The sequence below is a fragment of the Xanthobacter aminoxidans genome, assembly GCF_043193615.1.
GTDB lineage: Bacteria > Pseudomonadota > Alphaproteobacteria > Rhizobiales > Xanthobacteraceae > Xanthobacter > Xanthobacter aminoxidans.
In genome coordinates this window covers 180,410-196,820 of record NZ_JBAFUS010000003.1, presented here as the reverse complement: position 1 = coordinate 196,820, position 16,411 = coordinate 180,410, and the positions used below count along the sequence as shown (strand labels likewise).

At 69.4% G+C, this 16,411-nt stretch carries 20 protein-coding genes; 7 read left to right on the top strand and 13 right to left on the bottom strand.

Annotation, left to right across the window (positions count from 1 at the left end; translation table 11 throughout):
* The first annotated feature begins 134 nt into the window (after nucleotides 1-134).
* The gene (locus V5F74_RS16000) at nucleotides 135-827 is read left to right on the top strand and encodes a helix-turn-helix domain-containing protein (RefSeq protein WP_394009148.1); all 693 of its coding nucleotides are present in this window, start codon (nucleotides 135-137) and stop codon (nucleotides 825-827) included.
* 214 nt (nucleotides 828-1,041) lie between these two features.
* Nucleotides 1,042-2,313 (top strand): MFS transporter, encoded by a 1,272-nt coding sequence (locus V5F74_RS15995; protein WP_029557187.1) that lies wholly within the window; start codon nucleotides 1,042-1,044, stop codon nucleotides 2,311-2,313.
* Nucleotides 2,314-2,316: 3 nt separating this feature from the next.
* Here V5F74_RS15995 and V5F74_RS15990 read toward each other — a convergent pair whose 3' ends face one another.
* Nucleotides 2,317-3,570, bottom strand: coding sequence for a lytic murein transglycosylase (locus tag V5F74_RS15990; protein ID WP_394009146.1), 1,254 nt, complete (start codon nucleotides 3,568-3,570; stop codon nucleotides 2,317-2,319).
* Between the two features lie 174 nt (nucleotides 3,571-3,744).
* On the opposite strand from V5F74_RS15990, the gene mtnC reads away from it, so the two are divergent.
* Nucleotides 3,745-4,422 (top strand): acireductone synthase, encoded by a 678-nt coding sequence (mtnC, locus tag V5F74_RS15985; protein ID WP_394009144.1) that lies wholly within the window; start codon nucleotides 3,745-3,747, stop codon nucleotides 4,420-4,422.
* Nucleotides 4,423-4,457: 35 nt separating this feature from the next.
* The gene (locus V5F74_RS15980; RefSeq protein ID WP_394009142.1) at nucleotides 4,458-4,787 is read left to right on the top strand and encodes a 2Fe-2S iron-sulfur cluster-binding protein; all 330 of its coding nucleotides are present in this window, start codon (nucleotides 4,458-4,460) and stop codon (nucleotides 4,785-4,787) included.
* A 6-nt stretch (nucleotides 4,788-4,793) separates the two neighbouring features.
* Here the strand turns inward: V5F74_RS15980 and V5F74_RS15975 are convergent, their stop codons facing one another.
* From V5F74_RS15975 to V5F74_RS15945, 7 genes are all read right to left on the bottom strand, one after another.
* Entirely contained in the window at nucleotides 4,794-5,279 is a 486-nt protein-coding gene (locus V5F74_RS15975; protein WP_394009140.1) for a DUF2269 family protein, read from the bottom strand.
* A complete protein-coding gene (locus V5F74_RS15970; protein ID WP_394009651.1) occupies nucleotides 5,279-6,568 on the bottom strand; it encodes an SDR family oxidoreductase in 1,290 nt (429 codons plus the stop codon). Before V5F74_RS15970 ends, V5F74_RS15975 begins: the two co-directional genes overlap by 1 nt.
* A gap of 60 nt (nucleotides 6,569-6,628) precedes the next feature.
* On the bottom strand, nucleotides 6,629-6,949 hold the full coding sequence (locus V5F74_RS15965) for a hypothetical protein (RefSeq protein WP_394009138.1): 321 nt from the start codon (nucleotides 6,947-6,949) through the stop codon (nucleotides 6,629-6,631).
* A gap of 30 nt (nucleotides 6,950-6,979) precedes the next feature.
* Nucleotides 6,980-7,414 carry a hypothetical protein gene (locus V5F74_RS15960; protein ID WP_394009136.1) on the bottom strand — a complete coding sequence of 145 codons (435 nt, stop codon included), beginning with the start codon at nucleotides 7,412-7,414 and terminating at the stop codon, nucleotides 6,980-6,982.
* A gap of 115 nt (nucleotides 7,415-7,529) precedes the next feature.
* Nucleotides 7,530-8,165 (bottom strand): FMN-dependent NADH-azoreductase, encoded by a 636-nt coding sequence (locus V5F74_RS15955; protein WP_394009134.1) that lies wholly within the window; start codon nucleotides 8,163-8,165, stop codon nucleotides 7,530-7,532.
* A 1-nt stretch (nucleotide 8,166) separates the two neighbouring features.
* Entirely contained in the window at nucleotides 8,167-8,607 is a 441-nt protein-coding gene (locus tag V5F74_RS15950; protein WP_394009132.1) for a GNAT family N-acetyltransferase, read from the bottom strand.
* A complete protein-coding gene (locus V5F74_RS15945) occupies nucleotides 8,607-9,080 on the bottom strand; it encodes a carboxymuconolactone decarboxylase family protein (protein ID WP_394009130.1) in 474 nt (157 codons plus the stop codon). The genes V5F74_RS15950 and V5F74_RS15945 overlap by 1 nt, the downstream gene beginning before the upstream one ends.
* A 65-nt stretch (nucleotides 9,081-9,145) precedes the next feature.
* Here V5F74_RS15945 and V5F74_RS15940 point away from each other — a divergent pair, with 65 nt between their 5' ends.
* Complete coding sequence (locus V5F74_RS15940; RefSeq protein ID WP_394009128.1) at nucleotides 9,146-9,661, top strand: MarR family winged helix-turn-helix transcriptional regulator; 516 nt, start codon at nucleotides 9,146-9,148, stop codon at nucleotides 9,659-9,661.
* Nucleotides 9,662-9,780: 119 nt separating this feature from the next.
* On the top strand, nucleotides 9,781-10,530 hold the full coding sequence (locus V5F74_RS15935; protein ID WP_394009126.1) for a haloacid dehalogenase type II: 750 nt from the start codon (nucleotides 9,781-9,783) through the stop codon (nucleotides 10,528-10,530).
* 57 nt (nucleotides 10,531-10,587) lie between these two features.
* Here V5F74_RS15935 and uraD read toward each other — a convergent pair whose 3' ends face one another.
* From uraD to V5F74_RS15910, 5 genes are read right to left on the bottom strand one after another with little or no spacing between them, the layout of a single operon-like run.
* A complete protein-coding gene (gene uraD / locus V5F74_RS15930; RefSeq protein ID WP_394009124.1) occupies nucleotides 10,588-11,466 on the bottom strand; it encodes a 2-oxo-4-hydroxy-4-carboxy-5-ureidoimidazoline decarboxylase in 879 nt (292 codons plus the stop codon).
* A 14-nt stretch (nucleotides 11,467-11,480) separates the two neighbouring features.
* Nucleotides 11,481-12,284 carry an ABC transporter permease gene (locus V5F74_RS15925; protein ID WP_029557200.1) on the bottom strand — a complete coding sequence of 268 codons (804 nt, stop codon included), beginning with the start codon at nucleotides 12,282-12,284 and terminating at the stop codon, nucleotides 11,481-11,483.
* Between the two features lie 10 nt (nucleotides 12,285-12,294).
* Nucleotides 12,295-13,152, bottom strand: coding sequence for an ABC transporter permease (locus V5F74_RS15920; protein WP_394009122.1), 858 nt, complete (start codon nucleotides 13,150-13,152; stop codon nucleotides 12,295-12,297).
* 2 nt (nucleotides 13,153-13,154) lie between these two features.
* A complete protein-coding gene (locus tag V5F74_RS15915) occupies nucleotides 13,155-14,198 on the bottom strand; it encodes an ABC transporter substrate-binding protein (RefSeq protein ID WP_394009120.1) in 1,044 nt (347 codons plus the stop codon).
* 2 nt (nucleotides 14,199-14,200) lie between these two features.
* Nucleotides 14,201-15,307: an ABC transporter ATP-binding protein gene (locus tag V5F74_RS15910; RefSeq protein ID WP_250166430.1), complete on the bottom strand. Its 1,107-nt coding sequence runs from the start codon at nucleotides 15,305-15,307 to the stop codon at nucleotides 14,201-14,203.
* A 132-nt stretch (nucleotides 15,308-15,439) separates the two neighbouring features.
* On the opposite strand from V5F74_RS15910, the gene V5F74_RS15905 reads away from it, so the two are divergent.
* Nucleotides 15,440-16,387, top strand: coding sequence for a LysR family transcriptional regulator (locus tag V5F74_RS15905; protein ID WP_024277589.1), 948 nt, complete (start codon nucleotides 15,440-15,442; stop codon nucleotides 16,385-16,387).
* Nucleotides 16,388-16,411 lie beyond the last annotated feature (24 nt).

The window sequence follows — 16,411 nt, the reverse complement described above, 5'->3', positions numbered from 1 at the left end:
AGCGGAGACTTATTGGATGACCCGACGCGAAATGTCTTTATTACTGTCTCGACTTTACAAGCTTTGACGCGGCAATTGACATTTGTCAAGTGGCGAAGGCGATGGCATGGTAGGGGTGACGAAACGAGGTGCGCATGAAGCCCGACGACGCCGCCGTGATCCGAAGCCTGCCGCTGTTCGCCGACGCCCGCGAGGAGACCTTCGCGGAGCTGGTGCGCACGGCGTTTCTCCAGCGATTCCCGCCGGGGGTGACGCTGATCAACGAGAATGACGAGGCGGACTTCCTCCATGTGGTGGTGGAGGGGCAGGTGGAGCTTTTCGCCACCTTCGGCGAGCGCGAAACCACCATGAGCATCGTGGAGCCGGTGGGCACCTTCATCCTCGCGGCGGTGCTCAATGCGCGCATCTATCTCCAGTCCGCCCGCACCCTGCAGAAATCGCAGGTGCTGATGATCCCGGCCGAGAAGGTGCGCGATGCGATGGGCACGGACGCGGCCTTCACCCGTGCCGTCGTCACCGAGCTGGCCCGCGGCTATCGCCGGGCGGTGAAGGAGGTGAAGGGCCAGAAATTGCGCACCGGGGCGGAGCGCCTCGCCAACTGGCTGCTCCAGCGCGCCGATGCGGAGGGCGCAGGGCGCATCACTCTGCCGTTCGAGAAACGGGTCCTCTCCTCGCTGCTGGGCATGACGCCGGAAAATCTCTCCCGCGCCTTCGCCGTGCTCAAGACCCACGGCGTGACGAGCCGGGGCGCCGTCATCACCCTCGCCGACCGCGCGGCGCTCGCCGCCTTCGCGCGGCCCGATCCGCTCATCGACGGGCCGGAGTGAGGGGCACTCACTGTCGGCATGCCCCGGCTTGTCCGGGGCGTCCACGGTGCCGCGCGCGGGGTGCAGGAGGCCGGGCACCGTTCCCGCGGAGGCGTGGATCCCCCGGATGAACCGGGGGATGACGGTTGTGGCGGATCGCTCTTGATTAAGACCGCCTGTCTTGCCCATGGTGCTCCCGGCCGGTGACTCACCGCGCACGGGCAGGGGGCGATCCATGGCGGCGACGCGGTTCCACAGGGTGGTGATCTTCCTGCTGTTCGCCATCACGGTGGTGAACTACATCGACCGCGCCGCCATCTCCTATGCCATCCCGGCCATCGAGCAGCAGCTCGGCCTCTCCAAGGCCGCCGCCGGCACCATCCTCGGCGCGTTCGGGCTGGGCTATGCGGTGACGACGCTCATCGGCGGCTTCGCGGTGGATCGCTACGGCGCGCGCATCGTGCTGAGCATCGCGGCGGTGCTGTGGAGCCTGTCCATCGGCCTCACCGGCCTCGCCTCCGGCTTCCTCACCCTCTATCTCGCGCGCACGCTGCTGGGCATGGCCGAGGGGCCGAACTTCTCCGCCGTCACCGGCGCTGTGGAGCGCTGGCTGCCGCCGGCCCGGCAGGCGAGCGCGCTCTCCTATGCGCTGGTGGCAGTGCCGGTGGCCCTCGCCTGCGGCGGGCCGATCGTGACGCAGCTTCTGGCGGCGCTCGGCTGGCGCGGCACGTTCGCCGTGCTGTTCGCGCTCTCGCTGGTCTGGGTGCCGCTCTGGTACGTCCTGTTCCGCGACGACCCGGCCCAGTCGCGCCATGTGAATGCACAGGAACTCGCCTTCATCCGCGAAGGCCAGACGGCGGAGGCCGCGCCCCTCCGCCGCTGGCCGCGCATGAGCGAGGTGCGGGTGCTGCTCACCAACCGCACGCTGCTGGTGAACTACTGGGCCTTCTTTGTCTTCGGCTACTTCCTGTTCTTCTTCATGGCCTGGCTGCCGAGCTATCTCCAGCAGTCCTACGGGCTGAACCTTGCCGCCGTGGGCGCCTTCACCGTGCTGCCCTGGCTGTGTGCCGCCGTGGCGCTCTGGGCGCTGGGACGCTGGTCCGATCACCTTTTGAAGACGACCGGCCGGCTGCGCGTGTCGCGCTCCTATCTCATCGCGGGCACGCAACTGGTGGCGGCGCTCGCTGTGGTGCCGGTGGCGTTCAGCGCCAGCCTGCCGGTGGCCATCGCCTGCATCTCGCTGGCGGTCGCCGCCTCCATGGGGGCGAACGCGGCCTATTTCGCGGTGAACGTGGACATCGTGCCGGAGAAGGCGGCCACCGCTTTGGGCATCATGGATTTCTGCTTCGCGCTGGCCGGCTTCGTCGCCCCTGTCATCACCGGCTTCGTGCTGTCGCTGCGCGGCTCGTTCGCCGACGGCTTCGGCCTGATGGCGGTGCTGGCGCTCTCCTCCGTCGTCCTCGTCCTCGCCTTCCACCGGCCGGACGAGGATCGCGCGATCCCCTGAGCTTCAGCGCCCGGCATTCATGGCGTTCAGCACCGCCTCGCTCGGCCAGCAGTCCACCTTGAGCCCGGCGGACTTCTGGTAGGCGCCGAGCGCCGCGCGCGTCTGCATCCCGGCCTTGCCGTCGATCTTGTCGGAATAGAGCCCCAGCCGCGCGAGGTGCTTCTGCATGGCCTCCACCGATTTCGTCTTGAGCTGGGAGGAGGCCGACCACGGCGTGCGGAAGGGCGAGGGGTCCGTCATGCGGTCGGAGAGGTGGCCGACGAACAGCACGTAGAGGTCGGAGAAATTGTACTGCTTGATGACGAAGTAGTTCGCCGTGGTGAGGAAGGAGGGGCCGTAGGTGCCCTCCGGCTGCAACAGCGATGCGGGCTGCGCCACCTCGGTGGCGGAGAGGCGGCGGACGGGGGCGTAGCGGGCGCGGATCCACTCGCTGATGGGCTGCTTCACCTCCGGCACGCCCATGGTGCAGTCGGCATTCACCGGGGCCAGCACCTCATAGGCCCAGCGCACGCCCGGCTGCCATCCCTTGTCGGCGAGCTGCTTGGCGGCGGACGCGAGCGCGTCCGGCACCGAATGCCAGATGTCGGCATGGCCGGTGCCGTCGAGATCGACGCCGTGCTTCACATAGTCCGAGGGCAGGAACTGGGTGAGGCCGGTCGCGCCGGCCCAGGAGGCGCGGAAATCCTTCCGGCTCACGTCGCCGTCGTTCAGCATCTTCAGGGCGAGGATGAACTCGGTGCGGTACTGGTCCTTGCGCCGGCCGGCATAGGCCTGCGTCGCCAGCACCTTCAGCGCGTCGTGGGGTGAGGTGTAGCGGCCGAAATCGGTCTCGCGGCCCCAGATGGCCAGCACCACGGGGGCGGGCACGCCGAACATGGCCTCGATGCGGTCGAGGGGGGCCTTGTATTTCTGCATCAGCCGCTGCCCCTCGGCGGCAAGGCGGGCGATGGTGGCCCCCTTCACATAGGCCGCCGGCACCTGCACGAACTCGGCCTGTCCGCCGGCACCGGTGGAGGGGCGGCCGGGCAAAGCGAGGTCGGGCAGCTTGTAGTCGGGCTCGAGGCCGGCCGTCTCCCGCTCGAAGGTGGCGCGCGACACGCCCGCCGCCTGCGCCTCCGGCCACAGGGAGGCGATGAATTGCGTGAATGCAGCATCCGCCGCCTGCGCCGGCGCGGCAGCGGCGATGGTGAGGGCCAGGGTCCAGGCGATCAGCCCGGCAAGGAGGCAACGGCAACCGGCAGGCAAGGGACCGCTCATCAATCAGGGGAAAGCAGAGCCGGAGGGTAGCATGGCCGCCGCCGCCGCCAAAGCCGGCGGCTGGCACGGCGGGTGCTTGCCTTCCCTTCAAACCCGATCGGCGTGCCGGGGAAGGGCCGCATTGGCGCGTTCCCGACACGGGCGCATCCCTGGGGGCAAGGCAGAGGCGGTGTCATGGCCATAGAGGCGGTGCTGATGGACATCGAGGGCGTTCTCGGCCCCCAGTCCTTCCTCGATGAGACGCTGGTGCCCCATGCCCGCGAGCGCCTCGGCGCCTTCATCGCCGAGCACGGCGAGGAGGACGAGGAGATCGAGGGTGCGCTGGACGAGGCCGGCCGCCTCATGGGCGGCTTCTCCCTCAAGCCCCGCGAGGCGGAAGCGCTGTTGCTGCGCTGGATGAAACAGGGCCGCAATCCGACGCCGCTCAAGATCATCCAGGGCCGCATCTGGCAGGAGGGCTATGCGGCCGGCGCCTTCAGGGCGGAGGTCCATGGCGATGCCGGGCCGAGCCTTGCCGCCTGGAAGGGGCAGGGGCTGAAGCTCTTCACCTTCTCCTCCTCGTCGGAACTGGCTCAGAAGCTCTGGATCTCCTCCGCCGGCTCGGATGCGGAGCGCCTGCTGGACGGCTTCTTCGACACCCGCATGGGCCAGAAAATGGAGGAGGAGGCCTACAAGGCCATCGCCCAGGAGATCGGCCTCGCCCCGGCGCAGATCCTCGTGCTCTCCGGCAATGTGGACGAGCTGGACGCCGCCGCCTCCGCCGGCCTCGCCACGGTGCGGATCGCGCGCGATGGCGGCGAAAGCGGAAGGCACCCGGCGGCGGCGGACCTCGCGTCCGTCATCCTGCCGTGAGGCGGCGTTCGGACGTCTGGGCGGGGGGCTGAATCTTGGCGCGCTTCACCGTGGAAACCCGCAGCGGCGCCCGCCAGGAGGTGACGGGGCGCGATGGCGCGACGCTGCTGAAGGCCATCCGCAAGGCCGGCATCGAGGAACTCGCCGCCCAGTGCGGCGGCGGCTGCGCCTGCGCCACCTGCCATGTCTTCGTCACTTTGCCCGAGGGCGTCACGGCGCCCCCGATCAGCCCCGGCGAAAGCCGCATGCTCGCCACCAGCCAGAACCGCACCCTCGCCTCCCGCCTCGCCTGCCAATTGAAGCTGGAGCCGGCGCTGGACGGCATGGCGGTGGTGATCGCGCCGGAGGAGGCGGGGGACTTCTGAGGCGAGTCAGCCGAGGGTGAAGGCCGGAAGGTCCGGCCGCACGATCATCAGCCAGAAGATGCCCAGCACCGCCGCGAAGGCGGGGAAGCCGAAGGCGAACCAGGTCCAGAACAGGCGATGATAGGCGGCTGGCAGTGCCGTGCCCGCCGTGGCGGCTGCCTCTGCGAGCTTCCGCATGCGCATCTGCATTCCCACCACCGGCAGCCAGAACGCGCCGGTGAGGAGATAGAGCGCGATGGACAGCACGATCCACCCCTCGGTGAGCGGATAGCCTGCCGTCTGCGCCAGCAGCGCACCCGTGACCGGTTGCAGCACCACGGCGGTGGCGGTGAAGAGGAAATCCGCGAGGACCACGATGCGCGCCACCGCCGCCACCTTCACGGCGCTGCCGGTGACATGGGCCATCACCATGAAGAAGGCGATGCCCGCCCCGGTGCCGAGCAGCACCGTCGCGCCGATGACATGCAGGAACTTCAGGACAAAATAGACCATCACCGGTCCCTCAGGATGGCGAGGGCGACGAGGTTCAGCATCACCACGGGTGCGATCTTCACCAGCGGGCCGAGCGGATCGAGCCACAGGCGCGGCAGGAGCGCCGTGCCGGCGACCACATACAGCAGCGAGACGGCGAGTGCCGCCCACAGGGCCATCCGCGTGGTCCGCCGGACGGCGATGCCGAGGCCGATGGCGAGGTCCGCCAAAGCGCCGCCGATCGCGAGCGGAGCAGCGAGGGCGCCGGCGCCGCCCTCCTTCAGGAGCGCGACGCCCGCATCATAGGCGGGGCCGAGGGAGAGGAGCCCGGTCACGATCCAGAACAGGGCGAACAGGACGAAGATTGCCGGCTTCAGCAAGTACAGCGCCGCGAACCAGCGTTCCTGCACGCCCGCCGGCTCGGCGGCGAGGGCGTCGGCGAGGGATTGCGGGCGGATGCCGGTCATCCCCATCCACGGGCCGGGATCGCCGGTGGCGCCGCGGGCGATCTCGCGCGCCACCGTGCTGCGCAGAGGCGGGCGCCAGCCCAGGCGACCGAGCGCGTCGCCGAGCCGGTACATGACGCGGGCGATCCCGCCGGGGACACGGACGGTTCGCGCAGGAGCAAAGCCCAGCCAGCGGCGATAGGTGGCGATCACCGCTTCGAGGGACAGCCGTTCCGGCCCGGCAAGATCCATCTCCACGTCGGCCGGAGCCCCGGGCGCGACGAAGAAAGCGACGGCTTCCGCCACATCGTCGAGCTGCACGATCTGAAGATCGGCGGTGTCCGGAAACAGCGGAAAGACGGGCAGGGCGGCGAGCCCGCGGAACAGGGCGCTGCCGCCATAGGCCCTGCGGCCCACCACCACGGACGGGCGGAGGATGACATGGTCGAGCCCGCTCGCCGCCAGCAGCGCGTCGCCCTGCTGCTTGGTGCGGGAGAAGTCGGAGGGCGCACCTGTGTCGACGCCAATGGCGGAGATGTGGACCACGCGCCGCACGCGGGCGAGGTGGCAGGCCGCGATCAGCGTCGCCATCCCTGAGACATGCACGCGCGCGACGCTTTCGCCCGGCCCGTCCTGAAGCAGGCCGGCAGCGTTCACCACCGCGTCGGCGCTGTCCAGTTCACGGGCCAGTTGTTCGGGCGTCGCGGTGCCGAGGTCGAGCGCCACGAAGCGTCCCTTGGGCAGGGTGCGGGCCGCCGTCTCGGTGTTCCGCGCAAGGCCGACCACTTCATGCCCCGCAGACGCCAGCCGCGCCAGCACGGCGGAGCCGATGAGGCCGGTGGCGCCGAGGACGATGATCCGCATGGGCATGAACTACCATGCCGGCACCGTTCCCGACATGCGGCATTGCCGCGGCGCCACGCCTCACTCCGTCGCCAGCCGTTCGGCGAGTTCGCGCACGTCGTCCCAGCTCAGGCGAAGGGGCGCGCCGCCGGTGTCCACGTCGACGCCCTCCGCATGAACGGCGGCGGAGAAGTCGCCATCCATGCCCACGGGGCTGAGATAGAGGAAATCCGTGCGCCGCCAGTCGTGGGCGACGGCGGTGAAGGCGCGCGACAGGGTGCGGCCTTCCTCAAGCGTCAGGTCGTAATGCCGTGCCGCGCTCAGCGTCATGCGCAGCATGTCGCCGAGGAGGCGGTGGGAGATGCGCCGGACGAAGGGGTAGGGGACGCCGGGGTCGGTCATTGCTGAAGGCTCATGGCGAAGGCCGGCCGCTCAGATCGGCCGGACCTCTTCCGCCTTTGCGACGAAGTCCAGCCTGTCCGCCGCGTCGAAATCCGCCACCGGCACGGCGAAGACGAAGCGGTTCGCGTACCAGAAATTGCCGAAGGGCAGGAACAGGCTGCCGGAGGCGAAGGTGGCGAGCGGCGTGTCGCTCGCCTTCAGCACCGCCTCGAAGCCGGGGCCGGCCTCGGCCGCGGCGGTGTTGTCGCCGAACACCTCGAACTGGACGACGAGCCGCACCAGCGGCGCGCCCGCCTCCTCCGTCCTGATGGCGATGACCTTCAGGTCCTGGAAGCGCCGGCCGATGGTGCCGTCCGCCAGCAATTGCGGGAATTCGTGCACGCGCCCTTTCTTCACCGCGAGGCCTTCGGCGGGCAGCACGCCGAGGTCGGCGAGCCCGGTGGGCTTGGCGGGGGCCAGTGTCACGCTGGCGCGGGTTTCCTGCAATGCCGGCAAAATACGCTCCTGTCGGGCGGGTCGTTGGACATGCGACAAAAATCGACATTGCCCGGCCAGAAGCACATTGCGCGCCAGTTCGACCTCATGCGCCTGGAGGGGCGGTCGCGCGGGCGACGCAGGCCGCGCTCCACAGCCGGGCCGCGGCGCGGGCGACGGCCACCTTCTCGGGGCCGCGGTTCATCTCCTCCAGGCACAGGATGTCGAGGCGCGACAGGCCGATGGTCGCCAAGACGGTGCGCAGATAGGGCGTGAGGAAGTCCGCCTGCCCCGCTGGCGGATCTCCCAGTCGCCCGCCGCAGGAGACGATGGCGAAGGTGGGCCGGTCGGCGAGGAGGCCCTGCTTGCCGGTTGGAGTGGAGCGGAAGGTGCGGCCGGGGCGGACCACATGGTCGATCCAGGCCTTGAGCGCCGAGGGCACGGTGTAATTGTGCATGGGCGTCGAGATCACCAGCACATCGGCCGCCTCCACTTCCGCGATGAGCGCCTCGGACCGGGCCAGCGCCTCTTCCTCGGCCGGTCCGCGCATGTCCGGGGCCAGCGCGTTGGCGCGGGCGAAGTCGGGGCCGGGGTGGGGGAGCGGCGTGAGGGAGAGGTCGCGGCGGATCACCGTCCATCCGGGCATGGCGACCGCGATTGCGCCTGCGAGTTCTTCCCCCACGGTCCGGCTGAACGACGCCGCGCCGCGGGGACTGGCGGAGACGTGGAGCAGGCGCCGCATGTCATCCCGCCCCGGGAAGCGGGATGTTGAACCGCAGCGCCATGGCGAGCAGGCCCTGGCGATAATAGAAGCGATGGCCCAGCGCGTTGTCGAGGCCGGTATCGAGCACCAGCTTGGCGCAGCCCTGCGCCGCGCCCCGCGCCTTCAGCTCGCCCATCAGCCGCGCCCCGTGGCCCCGGCTGCGCTCGGCGGCGTCGGAAACGAGGTCGTCCACATAGAGGAAGCGGCCGTGGATCAGGCTCTCCGTCACCCGGTAGCCGGCGAGCGCGACGGGCGCGCTTCCCGCCCACAGCGCGAGGATGCGGTAGCCATCCGCCGACTGCCGCCGCCAGCGCCGGGCCAGCTCCTCGGCGGATGCCAGATGCGGCCGCAACTGGCGCATCAGCGGATAACACAGGGCGATCTCGGCCTCACCGACGTCGCGGAGTTCGGATGCAGGCATCACGCGGCCCTCGCCAGCGGCGGGGCGAAGCGCAGGGCGACGGCGATGCGGTTCCACTGGTTGATGGTGCCGATGGCGACGGTGAGGTGCATCGCCTCCTCGGCGCTGAACACCTCCAGCAGGGCCGCGTAATCGGCATCGGACGGGGGGCCTCCGGCGGTCAGGGTCAGCGCCTCGGTCCAGGCGAGGGCGGCGAGCTCGCGCGGGGTGAACACACCGGCCTCGCGCCACGCGGCGACGAGATCGAGCTTCTCCGCCGGGACCGCGAGCCGGCGCGCCACGGTGAGATGATACTGGATGCAGAACGCGCAGCCGTTGATCTGGGACGCGCGCAGCTTGGCGATCTCGGTCAGCGGCTTCTCGAGGCCGGACTCGTCGACGCTCTTGCCCAGCGCCAGCAGCGCGGCATAGGCGGCAGTCTTGGCAAACGCTTCGTAGGACAGGCGGGGCTCGTGGGGATTATGGGCGCTCATGCTGGTTCCGGGAGTGGCGACGTGATAATATCAAAGCTCGAACAATATATTCGAGTTCTGATATTATGCGCAAGCCCGCTCCTTCCATCGAGATTCCCGCTCCGGGCACAATCCCGGCTCCCGGACATGGCAAGCGCGGGGAGGACGGGCATCTCGGCTACCTGCTGCGCCAGGCCAATGTGGCCTTCCGCACCCGTCTGGAGCGGGCGCTGGCCGACACCGGCGTCACCCAGCCGCAGTTCGTCGTGCTAACCATGATCGACGCCTATCCCGGATGCTCGGGCGCGGACCTCGCGCGGCTGTCGCTGCTGACGCCGCAAACCGTCTCCGTGATCGTTTCCAATCTCAAGCGGGACGGCCTGCTCCAGTCCGGCCCGCACCCGGTGCACGGGCGAATCCGCTGCCTGAGCCTGACCGTCCCCGGCAACGATGTGCTCGCCCGATGCAAGGACAGCGCGAATGCGCTGGAGGCGGAGATCGCCGCGCCCCTGTCGGCGGCGGAGGCGGCGGTGGTGCGCCGCTGGCTGGTCCGGGTCGCGGCCGGCGGGGCCGATGTGCCGGCGGAAGCCGGCGACGACTGAAGCTGTCGGAGGCGCGGTTCGACAAGGTGGTCTTTCGCGCCGAGACCGGACTGGGCGATGATGCGCCGGCCGGCAAGAGCCTTCACGGATCGATAGGCGCACACAGCGGGAGGAACCACATGATCAAGGCCGTCGTGTTCGACGCCTACGGCACGCTCTTCGACGTCCAGTCGGTGGCCGACGCCACCGAGCAGGCGTATCCCGGCCGGGGCGAATACATCACGCAGGTGTGGCGGCAGAAGCAGCTGGAATACAGCTGGCTCCGGGCGCTGATGGGGCGCTATGCCGACTTCTGGAGCGTCACGCGGGAGGCGCTGGCCTACACCCTCGGAACGCTGGGACTGGAGCCGGACGAGGCCTTCCTCGCCGACATGGCGCAGGCCTACAACCGCCTCACCCCCTATCCGGACGCGGCCCGCTGCCTCGCCGAGCTGGCGCCGCTCAAGCGCGCCATCCTCTCCAATGGCGCGCCCGACATGCTGCGGGCGCTGGTGGCCAATGCGGGCCTCGCCGACAGCTTCGACGCCGTGATCAGCGTCGATGCCAAGCGCGTGTTCAAGCCCCATCCCGAGGCCTATGCGCTGGTGGAGGAGGTGCTGGGCGTGACGCCGGCGGAGGTGCTGTTCGTGTCCTCCAACGGCTTCGACGTGGGGGGCGCGAAGGCGTTCGGCTTCCGCGTCGCCCGTGTCGCCCGCCTGCCGCGGGAGGCGCTGGCGCGGGAACTGGCCTCGGGCACCATCGCGCCCCTGACCGTGTTCAAGGCGCTCAGGATGCAGGAGGAGACCTATGCGGAGGCGCCGGATTTCGTGGTGCCCGCCCTCGGCGACCTGCCGCGGCTGATCGCAGAGACGGCTGGCGGGATGCGGTGATGGACGGGCGGGACGGCGGACGCAGGCCGACCGAAGAGCGCAGCGCCGCCTTTGCCCTCAGCTGCCGCGATAGGTGGTGTAGGAGCCGGGCGAGAGGAGGAGCGGCACGTGGAAATGCTCCTCTGGATTCCACACGGTGAAGGCCACGCGCACCTTGCCGAGATAGGCGCGGGCAGTGGTGGAATAGCCGTGCCGGGCGAAATAGGTGGGCGTGTCGTAGCGCCACTCATAGGTGCCGGCGGCAAGGTCGCCGCCGCCGAGGAGATGGTGGTCGCAGGCGCCCTCCGCGTTGGTGACGAAGGAGGTGAGGCGCGTCATGCCGCCATCGCTCTCCCGCCGCCACAGCTCCACGCCGAGCCCGCCGGCCGGCGCCGCGCGCACTGTGTCGAGCACATGGGTGGAGACGCTGCCCGTGGGTGCGGCGCGCACGCGGTCGAGCAGCCGCATCCAGGAGATGGCCGCGACCTCCGCCAGCGCCTCGGAACGCTCCGCCTCCGGACTTGCCGCGAGGCGCCGCTCGAAGGTGGCGAACAGGGTCTCCAGCGAGGCCTTGCGCACGGCGAGGATGAAGGGATAGCCGAAGCGCGCCTCATAGGCGGCGTTCAAGAGGTCCAGCCGGGCGCTGATCTCGGCATCGAGGGCATCAAGGCCGAGGGCGGTCTGCTCGGCGGTGGATTCGGCCGTGGTGCCGCGCCTCAGGGTTTCGGGGGAGAGGCGGGGATGGCCGTTGAGGAAGTCCGCCAGCGCCGGCGCGGGCAGCGCTTCGATGCCGGCCAGCATCGCCTTGTGCAGGGCGGTGAGGGTGGCGAAGGGGCGCGCGGCGGCAGCATTCCGCGCCACCCACGGGGCATTCTCGAACACCGGGCCGAGGGCCGCCGCGAAATCGGCGGCGGTCATGGCATTCAGCGCGTCGAGGCGCAGGAGGTCGTTCGGCACGTCCCGTCTCCCGGTCATTTCATGAAGCGTGAGAAGCCGGCGACGCGCTCCATCAGCACCATCATCAGCACGGTGGCGATGATGATGACGCCGCAGGCGGAGGCGGCCCGGCTGTCGAGCTGGTTCTGGATGATGTCCCAGAGATAGATGGGCAGCACCTGCGTGCGGGCATCCTGGAGGAACAGCGACACCGGCACGTTGTCGAACGAGGCCATGAAGGCGATGAAGGCGCCGGAGGCGACGCCGGGGCTGATGAGCGGCAGCGTCACCGTCCGGAAGGTGTGCAGGCGCGATGCGCCGAGGCTGCGCGAGGCGTCGAGCAAAGCCGGATCGAGCTGGGCGAGGCTGGCCAGCGTGGTGCGCAGCACGAAGGGCACGCACACCACGATATGGCCGATGGCGAGCGTCAGCGTCGAGGGCCGCATCCCCAGCATGGAGAACAGCATCAGCGCCGCGAAGCCGAAGGCCAGCGCCGGCAGGATCAGCGGCGACATGAACAGCGTCTCCAGCCCCCGTGCCACCGGCCCCTCGCTGCGGGCGATGCCGAGCGCGGCGGCCACCCCCAGCACCACGCAGGCGGAAACGCTGATGACCGCCACCTTCAGGCTCACCCACAGGGCCGCCTGCAATTCGTTGGCGTCGATGAGCGCCGCGTACCAGCGCAGCGAATAGCTGGCGGGCGGGAAGTGCAGCGCCTCCTCTCCGGTGAAGGAGAGGATGAGGATGACCAGCGTCGGCCCCGCCAGGGCGATGACGCAGATGAGGGAGAGGAGGCCGAACACGGTGTTGAAGGAGAGGGTCTGCCAGTCGCGCAGCATGGCGTTTCTCCTAGCCGTAGAGCCGGGCCGCGCGGCTGCGCGAGAGCGCCACCAGCATGGCGACGATGAGCAGCACCGAGACCATGAAGATGACCGAGACGGCGGCCGCGAAGGGCCAGTTCTGCAAATCCATGGCCTGCTGGAAGATCATCATGGGCATGAACAGCAGCCGCGAGCCGCCGATGAGCGACTGGGTGACGAAGGCCGTCACGCAGGCCGTGTAGGTGAGGATCGTTCCGGCGATGATGCCGGGCAGCGACAAGGGCAGCGTCACCTTGAAGAAGGTGCGCCAGGCCCCCGCGCCCAGCGCCTGCGAGGCGCTCTCCAGATTGGGGTCGATGCGCTGGAGCGTGGTGATGAGGGGCAGCACCATGAGCGGCATCTGCACCTGCGCCAGCACGATGACGACGCCGGTCTCGCTGAACAAGAGCTTGAGCGGCTGGGCCGAGAGGCCCAGCGCCAGGATCGCCTCGTTGACGATGCCGTGGCGGCCGAGAATGACGATCCAGGCGAAGGTGCGCACCACCACGCTGGTGACGATGGGCAGCACCACGAGGAAGATCAGCACCGCCTGCCAGCGGGCCGAAACCCGTGTGCACAGCCACGCCAGCGGATAGCCGAACAGCAGGCACAGGAGCGTCGCCTTCGCCCCGACGAGCAGCGTATCGTGCAGCACGGCGAGGTTGAGGCCGTCGGTGAGGAAGGCGGCATACTGGCCGAGGCCCAGCGTGCCAGTCATCTGCCGCTCGGTCTCGAAGCTGATGGCGACGAGCAGGCCGAGCGGCGCGACGAAGAACAGCGTGAAGAAGGCCGCAAGCGGCAGCGCGAGCGCCCAGTCCTTGGGTTTGGGATTAAGGGCGCCCGCCATGGTCACACCCGGATGTCACGGTTGAACTGCTGGGTCCAGGCGGCGCGGTTCTGGTTCACCTTGGCCCAGTCGAAGAACACCATCTTGTCGAGGTCGGCGGGGGTCTTGGCGATCTGCTGGGCGACAAGCCCGGCATAGGGCACCTTGCTGGAGGTGGGGATCACGTTCCACGGCGACTTCTGCATCTCGCCCTGCACCTCGGGCGAGATCTGGCTGTCCACATAGGCATAGGCCAGCTCCGGCTTCAGCGCGCCGGCGACGATGTGCATGGTGGTCTTCCAGGCCGGCGTGCCGGTATCGACGCGGACGAACTCGATGGGCACGCCCTTGGCCTTCAGCTCCTCGGCGAAGTTGAAGTTCTGCACGCCGATATCGATCTCGCCCTGCTGGAACAGCGCGCCGTGGGCACCGAAATTGGCGGAGACGGCGGCAAGGTTCGGCAGCAGCGTCTTCAGCTTCTTGAAGCCCGGCTCCATGTTCGCCTCGGTGCCGCCGGCCAGCCGGTTGATGTCGAGCAGGAAGGCGAGGCCGAGGGTGGAGGCGAGCGAGGTGATGCCCACCCGGCCCTTGTATTCCGGCTTCCAGAGGTCGTCCCAGGAGGTGGGCGGGGTCTTCACGGACTTCGGATTATAGGCGATGCCGATGGCCTGCATGGTGATGGCCGGGCCGTATGCGCCCTGGAACTTGGGGTTCAGCGCCGCGAAGTTCGGCGACTTGGCCGGGTCGTACTTGGCGATGAGGCCGGCATCGATGGCTTCCAGCGCCGGGCCTTCGTCCAGCATGGCCACGTCGAAGGGGGGCTGGTTGCCCTTGGCGGCGGTGAGCTTGGCGATCTGCTCGGTGGCCAGCATGGGCGACTGCACCACGCTCGCCCCGGTGCGCTTGACGAAATAGGGCGCGAGGATCTGCTTCTGCACATTGGCCCAGGTGCCGCCGAAGGTGGCGGCCACCAGTTCGTCCGCGGCGAAGGCGCCGCGCGGGGCGAAGGCGAGGCCGGCGGCGGCCGCGGAGGCGAGGAACCCTCGCCGGGACATTTCGAACGTCATGCTCAATTCCCCTTCTTGTGGGTGTCGCCCGAATGGTCCGGGAACAGGCCGGTGATGCGGTTTGGCTTGAAATGGAGGAAGACGGAGCCTTCGAGCGGGGCATCCGCCTCGCGCTCCTGCACCACCTTCACCGACGAGCCGTCGATGAGCGCCACCTCGTAGATGAGGGCGGGGCCGATGGGCATGACGGCGGTGATCTCCGCGCCGATGGCCCCCGCGCCGCCGGTGGCGCTCACGCGCATCCCCTCGGGGCGCACCGCGACGAGAACCGCCGCGCCCACGGGCAGCGGTGTCTCCCGTCCGGTCTCGATGACCATGCCATCGGCCAGGCGCACCGCCGCGCCCGTGGCCGAGGTGCCGGCCACCGTGGCCCTGAGCAGGTTGGCGGTGCCGACGAAGGTGTTCACGAACAGGGAGGCCGGCCGGTCGTAGATGTCCGAGGGCGGGGCGAACTGCTCCAGGTTGCCGCGCGAGAGCACGGCGATGCGGTCGGACATGCCAAGCGCCTCCTCCTGGTCGTGGGTCACCATGACAGTGGTGATGCCCGACTGGCGCTGGAGCCGCTTGATCTCGATCTGCATGTCGAGGCGCAGATTCTTGTCGAGGGCGCTGAACGGCTCGTCCAGCAGGAGAATGCGCGGGCGGATCGCAAGGCAGCGGGCGAGCGCGACGCGCTGCTGCTGGCCGCCGGAGAGTTCGCGCGGGAGACGGTCGCGGAAGGCGGCCATCTGCACCACGTCCAGCATCTCGGAGACCACCGCATCGGTCTCCGCCTTCGGCCGGCCGGCGGCGATGGGGCCATAGGCGATGTTCTGCGCCACGCTCATGTGCGGAAACAGGGCATAGTTCTGGAACACGATGCCGATGCGCCGCCGGTTGGTGGGCAGATGAGAGATGGAGGCGCCGTCCACCAGCACGTCGCCGGAGGTCTGGCGCAGGAAACCGGCGATGATCTTGAGCAGGGTGGTCTTGCCGCAGCCCGACGGGCCGAGCAGCGAGACGAGCTCGCCGGGGCGGATGTCGAGATCGATGGCATTGGCGGCCACCACCTGCCCGAACGCATGGGAAATGCCCCTCAGCGTCAGCGCGTGCCCGGCGGACTGGCTCATGGTGGAAGCCTCAAGGTGCATCTGATCGGGACGCCCCATCGCCCCTGCGGGGAAGATAGTCGTCCTCGCGGCCATTGCCGTCCATCGCAGATTTGATACTTTTCCATACGCAAAATGCGTATGGAGGCAGTGGTGCCGGCATCCCTCGTTCCCGCGGCCCTGCGTTATGCCGAGCAGGTGGCGCGCTCCGGCTCCATCCAGCGCGCCGCGAAGGACCTCAACGTCGCCGCCTCGGCCATCAACCGGCAGGTGCTGCAACTGGAGGAGACGCTGGGCGTGCCCCTGTTCGAGCGGGTGGCGAAGGGCATGCGCCTCACCCCCGCAGGCGACGCCCTCGTCACCCTCGCGCGGCGCTGGATGGCCGACGAACGCCGCACCGCCGCCGAGCTGCGCCAGCTTCAGGGGGTGGATCAGGGCCATGTACGGGTGGTGGCCATGGACAGCCACGTCAACGGCATCCTGCCCGCCCTCATCGCCGATCTCGACGCCCGCCACCCGCGCATCTCGCTGGACGTGGAGGTGGCGAGCACGGACGCCGCCGTCGCCGCCCTCATGGCCGGAGACGCCGACATCGCCGCCATCTTCAACCTGTCGCCCCGGCGCGACATCCATGTGCTGTGGTCGGCGGAGCTGCCGTTCGGCTGCGTCATCGCGCCGGACCATCCCCTGGCGAGCCGCGGCTCCATCAGCCTGCAGGAGGTGGTGGCCCATCCCATCGTGCTCCAGAGCCGGGCGCTGATGATCCGCCGCTATCTGGAGGCGCGGCACGGCTGGCTGTTCACCCAGGAACGCAAGACGGTGGAGACCAATTCGCTCCAGCTGGTGAAGATCCTTGCCCGCGAGAAGGGCTATGTGGCCTTCACCTCCGAGCTCGATGCGGCGGCCGAGCTGATCGCCGGCACGCTGGTGTTCCGCCCTGTGCGCGACAAGGGCGCCGAGCCGCAGATGGTTTCCATCGCCATCGATGGGCGAAAGCCCCTGACGCGGGTGGGGCGCATCGTGGCGGAGGCGCTGGAACGCCTCACCGGCCGGATGATCGACGATGTCCGTCGCGCCGGCACCGCGTCCGCGCCGGACTGATGCCGGCCGTGCATGCGGCCTCTC